13 protein-coding genes are annotated in these 12,658 nt (G+C 33.9%); 5 read left to right on the top strand and 8 right to left on the bottom strand.

Annotated elements, in window-relative coordinates; translation table 11 throughout:
* Positions 1–42: 42 nt before the first annotated feature.
* A complete protein-coding gene (locus tag ACFOZ1_RS09580; RefSeq protein ID WP_390198795.1) occupies positions 43–1,230 on the top strand; it encodes an aminotransferase-like domain-containing protein in 1,188 nt (395 codons plus the stop codon).
* A gap of 52 nt (positions 1,231–1,282) precedes the next feature.
* On the opposite strand, the gene ACFOZ1_RS09585 is transcribed toward ACFOZ1_RS09580, so the two are convergent.
* The 5 genes from ACFOZ1_RS09585 to ACFOZ1_RS09605 all read right to left on the bottom strand — a co-directional run bounded on the left by ACFOZ1_RS09585 (position 1,283) and on the right by ACFOZ1_RS09605 (position 6,406).
* Positions 1,283–2,482: a DUF4317 domain-containing protein gene (locus tag ACFOZ1_RS09585; protein ID WP_390198797.1), complete on the bottom strand. Its 1,200-nt coding sequence runs from the start codon at positions 2,480–2,482 to the stop codon at positions 1,283–1,285.
* A 28-nt stretch (positions 2,483–2,510) separates the two neighbouring features.
* Complete coding sequence (gene map / locus ACFOZ1_RS09590; RefSeq protein WP_390198798.1) at positions 2,511–3,263, bottom strand: type I methionyl aminopeptidase; 753 nt, start codon at positions 3,261–3,263, stop codon at positions 2,511–2,513.
* Between the two features lie 298 nt (positions 3,264–3,561).
* Positions 3,562–4,566: an LTA glycolipid anchor biosynthesis glycosyltransferase, IagA/BgsA family gene (locus ACFOZ1_RS09595; protein ID WP_390198799.1), complete on the bottom strand. Its 1,005-nt coding sequence runs from the start codon at positions 4,564–4,566 to the stop codon at positions 3,562–3,564.
* A 17-nt stretch (positions 4,567–4,583) separates the two neighbouring features.
* Positions 4,584–5,174: a TVP38/TMEM64 family protein gene (locus ACFOZ1_RS09600; protein ID WP_390198800.1), complete on the bottom strand. Its 591-nt coding sequence runs from the start codon at positions 5,172–5,174 to the stop codon at positions 4,584–4,586.
* 38 nt (positions 5,175–5,212) lie between these two features.
* Entirely contained in the window at positions 5,213–6,406 is a 1,194-nt protein-coding gene (locus ACFOZ1_RS09605) for a glycosyltransferase family 4 protein (RefSeq protein ID WP_390198801.1), read from the bottom strand.
* A 245-nt stretch (positions 6,407–6,651) separates the two neighbouring features.
* Between ACFOZ1_RS09605 and ACFOZ1_RS09610 the strand changes: the two genes are divergently transcribed.
* The gene (locus ACFOZ1_RS09610) at positions 6,652–7,536 is read left to right on the top strand and encodes a glycerophosphodiester phosphodiesterase family protein (protein ID WP_390198802.1); all 885 of its coding nucleotides are present in this window, start codon (positions 6,652–6,654) and stop codon (positions 7,534–7,536) included.
* 63 nt (positions 7,537–7,599) lie between these two features.
* On the opposite strand, the gene ACFOZ1_RS09615 is transcribed toward ACFOZ1_RS09610, so the two are convergent.
* Together ACFOZ1_RS09615 and ACFOZ1_RS09620 are read right to left on the bottom strand one after the other, a co-directional pair.
* Positions 7,600–7,782, bottom strand: a complete 183-nt coding sequence (locus tag ACFOZ1_RS09615; protein WP_390198804.1) for a hypothetical protein — start codon at positions 7,780–7,782, stop codon at positions 7,600–7,602.
* 174 nt (positions 7,783–7,956) lie between these two features.
* On the bottom strand, positions 7,957–8,670 hold the full coding sequence (locus tag ACFOZ1_RS09620; protein ID WP_390198805.1) for a DUF421 domain-containing protein: 714 nt from the start codon (positions 8,668–8,670) through the stop codon (positions 7,957–7,959).
* A 133-nt stretch (positions 8,671–8,803) separates the two neighbouring features.
* On the opposite strand from ACFOZ1_RS09620, the gene ACFOZ1_RS09625 reads away from it, so the two are divergent.
* On the top strand, positions 8,804–9,514 hold the full coding sequence (locus ACFOZ1_RS09625) for an EcsC family protein (RefSeq protein WP_390198807.1): 711 nt from the start codon (positions 8,804–8,806) through the stop codon (positions 9,512–9,514).
* Positions 9,515–9,809: 295 nt separating this feature from the next.
* Here ACFOZ1_RS09625 and ACFOZ1_RS09630 read toward each other — a convergent pair whose 3' ends face one another.
* Positions 9,810–10,178, bottom strand: a complete 369-nt coding sequence (locus ACFOZ1_RS09630) for a carboxymuconolactone decarboxylase family protein (protein WP_390198809.1) — start codon at positions 10,176–10,178, stop codon at positions 9,810–9,812.
* Positions 10,179–10,315: 137 nt separating this feature from the next.
* On the opposite strand from ACFOZ1_RS09630, the gene ACFOZ1_RS09635 reads away from it, so the two are divergent.
* Positions 10,316–10,468 carry a hypothetical protein gene (locus tag ACFOZ1_RS09635; protein ID WP_390198810.1) on the top strand — a complete coding sequence of 51 codons (153 nt, stop codon included), beginning with the start codon at positions 10,316–10,318 and terminating at the stop codon, positions 10,466–10,468.
* A 224-nt stretch (positions 10,469–10,692) separates the two neighbouring features.
* Complete coding sequence (locus ACFOZ1_RS09640; protein ID WP_390198812.1) at positions 10,693–12,612, top strand: BglG family transcription antiterminator; 1,920 nt, start codon at positions 10,693–10,695, stop codon at positions 12,610–12,612.
* The last annotated feature ends 46 nt before the right edge of the window (positions 12,613–12,658 follow it).

Genomic DNA, 12,658 nt, shown 5'->3' on the forward strand with positions numbered 1-12,658 from the left:
ATCATCATAGATTATGAATGAAGAGAAAGGTGTTCGGTCGAATTGAATTACTCTAAACATATTACACATGCATTACAAAACGATCCACCAGGTGAATGGATGCCGACATTGCCTGATCAATGTATTCGATTAAGTTCAGGCTTTCCATCAAAAGAGTTAGTACCAGTTAAAGAAATAAATAAAGCAACGAGCAAGCTTCTTGATGAGGAACAGGATTTACCATTACATTATTTAGGCACACCAAAGTTAGATGCTATAAAAGAACAATTAATCCATCGGTTAGAAAAGCGCGACTTACGAGCAAATAGTAATCAGCTATTAGTTACAGCAGGTGCTTGCCAAGCTATTGATTTAATTGCACGTATTTTTCTAGATGAAGAGACATTAGTTGTGGTAGAAGATCCAACATACATGGAAGCATTAGAAATTTTTCGTAATTATACCAACAGATTAATTTGTATACCTGTAGATGAGAAAGGATTACGAACAGATAAGCTAGAGGAATTTTTGGAGATGAGACAAAGTCAAGGTCAGTCTTTACCACGCTTTGTTTATACGATTCCGACATTCCAGAATCCGACTGGTACGACAATGCCATTAGCGAGAAGAAGGCATCTCTTAGCACTTGCTTCTCATTATGATTTTCATATATTAGAAGACGATGCGTATGGGGAATTATATTTCAATAAAGAGTTGCCAACATTAAAATCGCTCGATAAGGAGAATCGCGTACTCTATGTTGGTTCATTATCAAAAGTAGTCGCACCAGGCTTACGTATTGGCTACATTGTCGCAACAGAAGAACTAATTACATCACTTTATTGGTTCAAAAAAGACTTAGATCACCCATTTACACAAGCGATTATGTCGACATATTTAGCGAATAATGACCAACAAACACATTTAGAAATACTTAGAAAAGCATATATGCAAAAACGGGATTGCATGATAAAAAGTTTAAATGAGCACATGCCTTCTATTGTGCATTGGATTGTACCAGAAGGTGGCTATTTTGTATGGGTAGAAGTACAAGGGATCGATACAAATCAGTTATTGCAAGATGCCCTAGACCGTGGTGTTGCGTATTTACCTGGTCGTTATTTCTTCTTAAATCCGAATAATGGAAAACATTATTTGCGTCTTTCTTTTAGCTATGCATCAATGGAAGAAATCGAGACAGGTGTGAAGCTGTTGGCAGATTTGATAAAAGAGAAAAAACAAAACTTATGATTAGAAAAGGTTCGCCATTTGGTATAGGCGAACCTTTTTCGTTGTTTAGATATTAATTTTCTTCGTCTGTTAATGGTCGAATTGCTGTAAATGCTTCTGGTATCATTGTAAATCCATCAATAATAGTATCTTCTTCCACTTCAATCATTAAATACCTTTTTCCATGAAAGTGAACTTGTTTTACAAACTTTAAATCTTGTGGACTCACTGCAATATTTGCTACTTTTGTATTTATTTTTATCGACTTGGATTCGAATTTTGGTACAATATTACGTGCTTTCATTTCGTACTTCTCATCGTCTATTACGTTTTTAAAGGCTGTTTCTACTGTTTCTGTATCGACGTCTTCAATGCCACTTACTTTAAGTACTCTTTCCACATCTCTGTAATCAAGTCGTGGTTCTTCCTCTTCTTCTTCGTTCTCTTCCATGACTCTATGAATCTCTTCATATACATTTGCAAGTGTTGTCGTACTTAATTGGTGACCAACAGCATCCCGGACCACTTCTTCAAAGACGATTTTGTCATCTTTTGCTGTTAGCGTTTCTTCCGCATTCAACACATCCTCAATAAAATGAGGATCAGGTTCATTTGCCTTTCCAGTTGTATACAAGACACGATTTACATCTTGTGCATTATCTGTTATACATGGGAACAAAAACCCAGCGATAGGGGCATTTAGATTGATAACAGGATCGACGACTACATTATATTTAAAAGACCGTTCTACATAGTCAAAGTGAAGTTCCTTTTTGGGGTCTTGTGTTTTATTTAAGCTACACAGAATAAACGGATGAGAGTATACCGCGTTTCGGGCACTTTCTTCATCTTCCGTACTACGACGCTTCATCGGTTTGTAATATTCTCCGCGAATGAATGTAACGACAATATCCATTTCATATGTATGTTCTTGTAACATTTTTTCAACAAGTAACAACATTTCTTCCTTCCATGCATCCATATCTTCTGTAAGCAATCCACGATGTAAAATATATTGACTATGATTTTCTGCGTTCGGTGAGAATTTCAATTCAAATATCTTCTCATCTAAGTTACCTGTAAGAACTTTTTTGAAATTGGACAAAAATAATTCTTGTTCGTCTTGATCTAGCATCTCAAATGGTTGACTTTGTTGATGATAGATGTCACTTGATTCCTTCATAATATATACATTAAAAATCTCTTTTAGCTTTAATAAATCATTATCTAATTTAAATTGTTTGCGAATATCTGCTATATCTTTCTTATTCATTTAAAACACTCCATCATTGTATTGCTCATTATTTACTTTCTGTTACTGTTGTAAGGATTGGGCCGTCATTTGTTAGAATAATTGTATGTTCAATTTGCGCAACAAAACTTCTTTCTGCAGCAATCGTCCAACCATCATCTAATTGAAATACTTCTTCTTCATTGGAAGAGATAAAAGGTTCGAACGCAATAACCATTCCTTCTTTTAATACTTCGTCATCCCATGTATTTTTAAAGTTGTAAATATGATTAGGAGCCTCATGAATCTTTCTTCCAATTCCATGTCCAGTAAGGTTTTTAATGACAGTTAAACCATTTTTCTTTGCTGTTTGCTCAACAGCATTACCGATTTGACTAATTTTTGCACCTGGTTGAACATAGGCTAATCCTGCATCAAATGCTTCTTTAGCTACAGCACAAAGTTTCTGTTTTAACTTTGAACCATTCCCAATCACAATAGAAATGCCAGTATCCGCAAAGTAACCATCTTTTGATGCAGACACATCAATATTTACTAAATCACCATCTTGAATTACTCTGTCGCTCGGTATCCCGTGTGCAACCTCTTTGTTTACGCTAATACATGTAAACCCAGGAAAATCATATTCTCCCTTCGGTGCAGAGATAGCTCCATTTTTATCAAAAAGCTCTTTTGCCAACAAATCTAATTCTTTTGTTGTGACACCTGGTTTTGCTGCCAAAACGAGAGTATCTCTTATTTCTGCAACAATTTTCCCGATTTCCTTTAATTTTTGTATTTCTTCCGTTGTTTTCACAATCATGTTGCAACCATCCTTATTTTAAGATAATTTACGATCTAATCATTGTGTTGAAAATGCCATTAGATATTTATTATACTACACTTACACGAAAAACTGCATGGATGACAGGGAACTTTTCCTTCTATTGGTTCGCTCCAATCCCTACGTTTCTAATCGGACGCTTTCGCTTTTGGTCCGTCTAGCTCAAGTGCCCAGAAACTAGGGAACTTCGTAAACCATCCTACGATAAGTCATCATCGATTCGCAAGCTCATCGTGATTCCTTTATCTCAGTTGGTTCACTCCAGTCCCTACGTTTCTTAACGGGCACTTTCGCTTTTGGTATATAATTCTACTAATTTTTTACTGATGGTGGTGATGTCTCGTTCTTGGGCTAGCTTGTACCCTTTTTCGGTTAGGGGAGGGCATTGTTGTTCTAGTATTTGTTCTAACTTTTGTTGGAATGTTTCTAGTGTGGTTGCTTTATATACGTGTTCGCCGTCTGTTAGCCAGTTTTCATATATTTCGATGTCACGAAGTAAAATCGGGAGTTTTGCTGCTAATGCTTCTAATAATACGATTCCTTCTGTTTCTTCGTGAGTGAGAAATAAAAACAAATCACTCCCACTATAGGCATCGCGTAATTCTTGCCTGCTAATAAATCCGGGAAAGTGGAGGTTAGGTAAGTCTGTCTTTAATGCTCGTCTTATTTTTGACGGTACGATATTTAAATTAGTATGTCCGAACCAAAAGAATTGGTAATGGGGTAATTGTTTTGCGAGTTCGATAAAATCAAGAATTCCTTTGCGCTCCATATAATGACCAACAGAAATCACAACTTTTTCATCATTCGCAAGTTTATATTTTTTTCTAAATCTTTTTCGCGCTTCCTCAGATTTTGCGAAAAAGCTTGTGTCAATGCCGTTCGACAAATTATAGATAGGGCGCTTTATTGAATAGGTTTGCAATATTTTTTTGGAGTAATCTGTTGGTGTAATGATAATGTCGCCACGATTATAACAAAAAGTAATCCATTTTTTAAATAATGGTGCGATGAGATTCGAACCAATAAAAGAGTTTTTAAAATCCTCCATTGTAGAATGTGCGTAATACACGACTTTTTTTCCTTTTCGTCTTGCTACCATACTCATCCAGAGTGAGTTAGGAAAAATCGTATTAATATGGATGATGTCAAATGCTTCTTTACGGTCCATCGTGTGAGAAATATTCATGTATTCCAATGCTTTTTTTTGATGTTTCATTGCTTGACCAATTCCGCTGCGATTTACTAAATTCATCGATCCAGAATATAATAATACTTTCACACATACCCCTCCATAAATTAAAAAAATGAAACAATGTAACGAAAAATAATTTCTAATCCAAAGCTGTAGACAGCGATTGGCAATGGCTTACCGATTAGAATAATAATCGTAAATTTAGTTAAGGACATCTTTGTTGTACCAGCTAAATAGCACAAAAAATCATCAGGTGACAATGGGAAGAAGATCATAAATGTAAAAAACATGTCAAAACGTTTATCACCAACCCATCGGCGATATCTTTTTCTCAATTTTGGTTTAAATAAAAGTGTCAGTACACCATCGCCATATTTTTTTGCGATAAGAAATGCAACAATAGAGCCTAGACATATGCCAATATAATTATAAATAAGCCCCATGACAGGACCAAAAATTAAAATACCACCAAGACATCCAATTCCACCAGGAACAATAGGAAAAACCACTTGGATGAATTGAAAAAAGACAAAAAACAATGGTGCCCATATACCAAATTGATTTAAAAAATCCTCTAATGCCTGTTCAGAGTAAAATAATTCTGTTTGAATTCCATAAATAAAAAATAAAATTGTCGCAACAATCCCGAGAACTGTCACCGTATGCCAAATAATTTTAAAAAGTTGATTATTCATAGTTTAAATAGTGTCCTTTTTATTTCTTACCATCCAAATTAAGAATGTGAGTCTAGAATGGTGACAGGTTGAGGTCTCATTTTATATAAAGAAATCGCATCATAGTATAATGCTTCCACAGATTTTGCAAATATTACAGACGAGTAGTGAGCATATGCTCTTTCTTTTGCATTATTCACCATGTATTCGTGTAAGTGTAGTGTCTGAAAAAGCTGATTGATATAGCAGTGAAAAGCTCCGTATGATGAGAATTGCCAACCATTATATCCATCTATAATGACATGATCTAGGCATGGATCTTGTTTACAAAGGAGAGGGAGTCCACTAGCCATTGCTTCAATATAGGTTAATCCTTGTGTTTCGCTATTCGATGCACTTATAAATACATCTGCTAATTGATAATATGCTGCGATTTGGCTAGGTTTGATCATACCTGCAAATTTCACCATTGATTGGATATGATTTGTTGCTACATAATTTTCTAGTGTTTCTCTATAAGGCCCATCCCCAACAATGAGAAATGTGGTCGTTTTTGGGTTCCACTTTTTTAAGTAATATAAAATTTCCTCTACATTCTTTTCTTTTGCCAACCTTCCGACAAATAGTAGTATTTTATTTTCCTTAGGAATGCCGAGTTTTATGCGTAGTTTATGTAATTCTGCTTTTTTAATGGATTGTTGGAATTTAGTTAAATCAATGCCAGTAGGTATCACGGAAATAGGCCTTTTCACACCATATCCAACTAACAATTTATTAACTTTTTCTGTAGGTGCAATGACATTTGTTGTGTGCTTAAGTACTTTCTTAGAAAATAGTGCAACCATCGCTTTGCCCCATTTTTGATTTGGCGAAAAATAATGTGTGTAATCTTCATATACAGTATGGTATGTGTGCACAATTGGGATGTGTAATTGTCTGGAGAGATGTTTTGCTAATCTGAATGTGCTGAATTCACATTGGCTGTGGATAATGTCTGGATGCCAGTCAATTATTTCTTGAAGCAATTTATTATGTTTGGACAAAGTAATTCTTGCACCAGGATAAATCTTACCGACACCTAATGAACTAATGTAAAAAATATCCTTTTTCGTATACGATTTTTTTTCTTCTGATAATGTGAGTATTTTGACTTCGTGGCCGAGGCGTTCAAGTTCCTTTTTTAAGTTTATAACAGAAGTCACGACTCCGTTAATCACAGGAGAATACCATTCTGTTGTAATTAATATTTTCATATGTAATCCCCCAAATTTATTTACTCATGGAAACCATATGCTTGATTGTACTTCATTAGTATAAGTGAGTAGTTTTAATTCCATATTAATTATTAATAAAGATTTGTTAACAAACAACGCAAATGTATACAAATCCAGTATAGTAACATGTAGAAAATAAAATCCCCTCACTTGTAACATATTCGATATAAAATACAAAATTCCTTTAATTATTTATAAAAATTATTCTCTAGAAAGGTGAGTCAATGAAAAGGACAATCGCTATTTTAATTATTGCACTTATTTTCGGAATCATCATGTTCACATCCATTCCATCAAAGGAAGAAGAGGCATTGCCCGTATCAATTTTTAATAAGCAGGAGAGCTTGTTAAGTAAAGAACGAGTGTTGAACATTGCGCATCGAGGTGCTTCTGGACATGCCCCAGAACATACGGCTCGTTCCTATCAATTAGCTAAAGAGATGGAAGCAGATTATTTAGAAATCGATTTGCATGTTACAAAAGACAAGCACCTCGTTGCAATTCATGATAAAGATTTGAATCGTGTGGCAAATAAGAAAGGAAAGGTAAGTGACTATACATTAGCTGAACTAAAAATGATGGATGTAGGTACATGGTTTTATACACAACATCCTGAAAAAGAACCAGTCTCTAGTCAATTGATGACGCTTGAAGAAATAATAGAAATGTTTGGGCAAGAAGTGAATTATTATATTGAATGGAAGCAGGCAAATGGCTTGGAGGTACTTCTCCTAGATGTATTACGAGAAACAGGCATTCTACAGAATGATCGTGAAGGTGGAGTAATCATCCAGTCATTTAATGATGAAACGCTAAAAAGCATTGCAAAACTAGAACCAAGCGTGCCACTAATCCAATTGTATTCATTTAAGAAAAGTGCAGAACTAACGAAGAGAGAGATAAAAGAGATAAAAAAATATGCAATAGGAATTGGTGTGAATTACCAATCATTGCATCACGATTTTGTCGAGAAAATTCTAGCCAATCATTTATTGGTACATGCATATACAGTAAATAATGAGAAGGAAATGAAAGAACTCATTCAAATGGGTGTGACAGGTATTTTTACAGATTTTCCGGACTATTTAACCAAATTAAAAAAGGAGTAGCTAGAGGCATTTCCAATAGCTGCTCCTTGTCTTATCTCAAAGTGAATATATTCTACAATTGGATTAAGAGGTTTTTGAACCAAATTTTTTGAATAAACTTACCTTACCAGTACCTTCACATTCTAAACATGCTAATTGTCCTTCTCCTGCACATGTTTCACACTTGTGAATACCATAATCAATCCCTTCACCTGAACAACTGGAACAACGAACTAAAGCTTCTCCATCACAACTTTTACATTTCATCATGATTCCTCCTCAAAATTTTGGTAGGTTAATAATAAGCTGAGACGACTAATGTAACCATTTGGCGAAGTGTCTTTTTTCATGTTGCTTTTATAATGTACAGATACCACATTATAGATTTATTAATCTCAAAAAATGCATTTTTTTATAAATGTAATTAAACTGTAATATTCATTAATGCCTAATAGGTGGTACAGACTCAGACGGCACTGTATATGGACACAGATGTAATTGATTTTTCTCGTTAACAGAAGCGAAAAAGATGTCACTAGGTGTATAATGGTATTGGTTTAACTGCCCTTCTAACCATTGTTCATTTAAATGAAGAAAAGTGAGAATATCTGTGCAAATGGTCCCTTCCAAAATAACAGGATAAGCGATGGGGGAAAAGGCTGTTTGTTTTCCAATATCTTGTTTCGTTGCAGTTAATAACTCAGGCCTTTTTAATACAGTAAGAGAGCCATTTGCTTCAATGATGGCTAATTTTACTTCACTTATATCAAACACATCTTTGTCTCTTAACATCTCTAAAATATTATCTACAGAATATCCTATTTTCTTTAATTGCTTGTGTAGGAGCAATCCGTTTGTGATGACAACGGTTGGTTCAAATGTTAAAAAACGCCCAATTGTTCGATTAGCTAATTTTAGATGGGAAACAATTTTTTGAAGTAAGCCAATTGCAATGACTGCAATGATTGTTGGCAAGTGATGAATGTTGGGGTCCGCGATATCTGCCCCAACAACAGATGCTAAAGTAATAATGACAAGGAAATCAAAGACTGGTAGCTCTCCGATTGCTCTCTTTCCCATAAATAATGTAATAAGTAGTAATAATGGCAAAATCGTAATAATTCGTCCAACAACAATTAATAAATCTTCTATCATAAACGAAGCCTCCTTCATTTGAATTAGTTTGCACAAAGAAACAAGAAACATACGATTCGTGTATTTTATTGGAACATTCTTAAGGTTCACACGTATATAAAGATACAACTGTTAGAAAGGATGCTACAAATCGATGAATGCGTATGAACAAAAAGCATACCAAGAACTATTGAAATGGGAACTACAAATTTTAAAAAATAATAATGTATGGAAGCAATGGTCAAAAAAAGCACAAGATAAAATCAATGGAATGATACCTGAGAAGGCACACCAAACAGTTACAGAAGCAATGAAACAAATGATAAAAGCAACATTAGTTGGGTCAGATTTTACGACAAAGCAAGTGTATCCAGATTTGTCTCTAGAAGAAAGAGAGACGCTTGTGGAACAAAAACTAGTCACATATCGAAAGACTGCGATGTTAGAAGGGGCAGGAACAGGTGCCGGGGGGATTCTATTAGGATTAGCTGATTTTCCTTTGTTGTTATCTATTAAGATGAAATTTCTATTTGAAGTTGCCACAATTTATGGTCATGATACTTCCACATATGAAGAAAGACTATATTTACTACATGTATTTCAATTAGCATTCTCAAATGATAACAAAAAGCGTGAGACGTATCATTTATTGAAAAACTGGGCAGAAGAAAAGCATAAAGTGATGGATATGGATTGGCGTACATTTCAACAAGAATACAGGGACTATATTGATTTAGTAAAATTATTTCAAATGATTCCTGGGTTTGGGGCAATTATAGGAGCATATGCAAATTACAATTTATTAGATCAATTAGGAGAAACAGCGAAGAATAGTTATCGATTAAGAATAATGGCAGATAAATAGTAAGTATTTCTCTTGTTAAATGTGATAGAGGATTAAGAATTACGTATATTGTAAATTAAATGTAAAGTTACTTGAAATAGCTATACAGATTGTAAGACATGTTGTATAGTTTGTGTAGAACATACATTCTTATGTAGGCAAGACATTACCACATTAGAAGGTATCATTGATCGTATAGATGAACTAGAGACATTAGCAGAAAATGAAATAACTGAGAGAAAAAAGCCCTGAACGCTTACTAATAGTAAACATTCAGGGCTTTCTAACATTGGTCAATTTTTTTGTGCTTGCTCACCTAATCATGACTCATATTTCCATTTTTGTAATGTGCATAGCAATCTAACGCTAAAGTAACTGCTTGAGCAAAGGCTGCACCACCGCCTAATGCTGCACTGACGCCTAAAGTCTCCATTATCTCTGTGTCTGTAGCTCCATGTTCTACTGCACCTTTCGTATGGTAAATAATACAATATTCGTCCTGTGCATATATACTAATTGCTAATGCCATTAACTGCTTCTGTTTTTGATCAATGGATCCTTTTTTAAACGCCTCTTGTGTAAAATTATCATAACCTTGCGTCAATTCAGGTAAATATTGCTTCATTTTTGTTGTGCCGCGTTTATAATCTTCAATAGATTGATCAAAATAATTAGGTTTTTCCACTTTTTCATACCACCTTTCACTATAATGTTTCACGTTCTGCTATTTCTATTCGTGAAGTGAGGATCACTTTTGAATGTTTGATGAAATCATTCGCTGGGTATTACATGTATTAACAAACACTACAAGGAGTGATGAGTATGACAGAGAATAAAGATGTAGAAGTTCAAAAAACGGAAAAGAAGTCGGATTCTAGTAAAGTCGGTGTGGCAGCAATTAAGTATATTACGTATTTAATTATTTTCTTCGGAATTATTTGGTTTTTAATTAATTATGTATTTAATCTTTTCTAAAAAATGTGACAAAATTCGATAAAAGTTTTATGATAATAAGACCTAGTCTCATTCCGCTGACTAGGTCTTTTGGCATTATTATGATACAAGTTTCTATGCATGGAAAGGAATGTTTTCTTTGAAAGAAAGGAAAACTATTTAGAAAAATAAACAGTAAGAAACTTGAATGATACGCACATTGCATTTTTTGAAGTGAACGATAGGGATGAAAGGAGTGAGAACTTTTGAAGACTAGACACTTAGAGATTATTCTTACATTAATTAGATATGAAGGATCATTTTTGCCAATTCAACAAATTGCAACTGACTATCAATGTTCGGAGAAAACGATTAGAAATGATTTAGATAAAATCGAAGAATACTTACGCGATTATCATGCACATATTATTCGCAAACCAAGTAAGGGAGTATCTTTAAGTATTTCAACTGAGAACAGAACAGCTTTATTGAAGAACATAGAAAAAGAACGTTTCCAATCCAAAGAACATGTGATTACTAATGACGAAAAACAAGAAATATTGTATGGCATTCTTATGTCTGAATACTCTTCATTACAAGTAATTGCGAATGAGTACTATGTTTCAGTAAAGACAGTAAGAAAAACAATTACAGAATTAAATAGCTGGTTAAATAAAAGAAATGTTTTTATTACATCAAAACAAAGAATTGGTCTTATTGTAGAAGGAAAAGAGAAAGATATACGTCAATCAATTATTGAATTAAATGAGTTTGAATTATCTACACACCCATTGATTCAAAAAGATGTATTTCATGATGCAAATCAAATAGAGGATATTGTACTAGAACAGTTAAAAGCATATCGTCTTTCTATCACAGATGAAAGCTTACATACACTTGTACTTTATATATTGTTGACGATAAAAAGAGTTAAAAAGCAATGCTATGTGGAAATAGACGAACATATGAAGAGTAAAATTATACACAAACGGGAATATGAATTAATAGCAACATGTATGGGGAAAATAGAGAAGTATTTTGTTATGAAGGTACCAGAGGAGGAATTAACTTATATCGCCATTCATTTAATAGGATCAAAGTTATCAGACAAAGAAGCATATCCTTACCCAATTGATCTGGCAGTAAAAGAACAAGCGGAGTCCATTACAAGTGAATTATCTAAACGATTAGCGGTTTTGCTTTTAACTTCTTTCCAACAAGACGACAAGTTGATTGATGGATTAAAAAAGCACTTATATGCTGTTATACAAAGGCTACAATACAATTTACCACTTAAGAACCCATTGGTTGCAGATATTAAACAAATGTATCCGTTTATGTTTGACGCTTTAGTTTCTGTACTATCAGATATGAAGAAAACCCTACCGTACGTGTTGCCAGAAGATGAGATTGCATTTTTAACATTGCACTTTCAAGCATCAATGGAAAGGATTAAGGAATGGAATAAGCGTAATATCAAAATGGTGATTGTTTGTCATATGGGAATTGGTGTATCAGAAATCTTGCGCTCAAGAATTGTATCCAATTTATCTAATATTACGATTGTAGGAACATTACCACACAATGAATTAACACAGTTCTTGCGTCATAATCAAGTGGATTTTATTGTTTCGACAATGGACATTCCTATTGTTCGTATACCTTTTTTAAAAGTCTCTCCATTATTCACAGAAGAAGACAAGGCAAAATTAATCAAACAATTAAACAATTTGACAATTCAACAAGAAGAAGACAAAAATTCCTTACAAGATTATGTGAAAGAAGAATTTGTTTATCCACATCTACAACCAATGCATCGCTTTAGTGTAGTTGAAAAATTAGCAACAGAGATGTATGAATTAGGGATTGTGGAGAAGAATTATATAAGAGAGGCATTACAACGAGAAAGAATCGCAGCTACAGCTATTGGTGGTGGTATAGCTATTCCTCATGGAAATCCGAATAGTGTAAAAAAATCAATAATTGTACTAGCAACATTTAAGCAACCAATTGATTGGGGAACAGAAAAAGTATCGATTGTCTTTTTCCTTATGTTAAAGAAAGAAAGCTCTGAAAAAAGACGTCATTTATTTCATCAATTATCGCGACTTGCAGGAAACCCTCTCTTAGTTGAACAATTAAGAGAACAAAAAACTCCAGAGGCAATCCTACAATTATTATCATAAATGTTTGAATTTCCACAACTTGCGGTAATAAGAAGCAATTAATAAG

It is taken from the genome of Gracilibacillus marinus, from assembly GCF_042651725.1.
GTDB lineage: Bacteria > Bacillota > Bacilli > Bacillales > Amphibacillaceae > Gracilibacillus > Gracilibacillus marinus.

Bases quoted from the DNA above. Each gene is read 5' to 3' on its own strand.
- ACFOZ1_RS09585 (WP_390198797.1), bottom strand. From the start codon at position 2,482: ATGAATAAGAAAGATATAGCAGATATTCGCAAACAATTTAAATTAGAT.
- map (WP_390198798.1), bottom strand. From the start codon at position 3,263: ATGATTGTGAAAACAACGGAAGAAATACAAAAATTAAAGGAAATCGGG.
- ACFOZ1_RS09600 (WP_390198800.1), bottom strand. From the start codon at position 5,174: ATGAATAATCAACTTTTTAAAATTATTTGGCATACGGTGACAGTTCTC.
- ACFOZ1_RS09605 (WP_390198801.1), bottom strand. From the start codon at position 6,406: ATGAAAATATTAATTACAACAGAATGGTATTCTCCTGTGATTAACGGA.
- ACFOZ1_RS09610 (WP_390198802.1), top strand. From the start codon at position 6,652: ATGAAAAGGACAATCGCTATTTTAATTATTGCACTTATTTTCGGAATC.
- ACFOZ1_RS09615 (WP_390198804.1), bottom strand. From the start codon at position 7,782: ATGAAATGTAAAAGTTGTGATGGAGAAGCTTTAGTTCGTTGTTCCAGT.
- ACFOZ1_RS09620 (WP_390198805.1), bottom strand. From the start codon at position 8,670: ATGATAGAAGATTTATTAATTGTTGTTGGACGAATTATTACGATTTTG.
- ACFOZ1_RS09625 (WP_390198807.1), top strand. From the start codon at position 8,804: ATGAATGCGTATGAACAAAAAGCATACCAAGAACTATTGAAATGGGAA.
- ACFOZ1_RS09635 (WP_390198810.1), top strand. From the start codon at position 10,316: ATGACAGAGAATAAAGATGTAGAAGTTCAAAAAACGGAAAAGAAGTCG.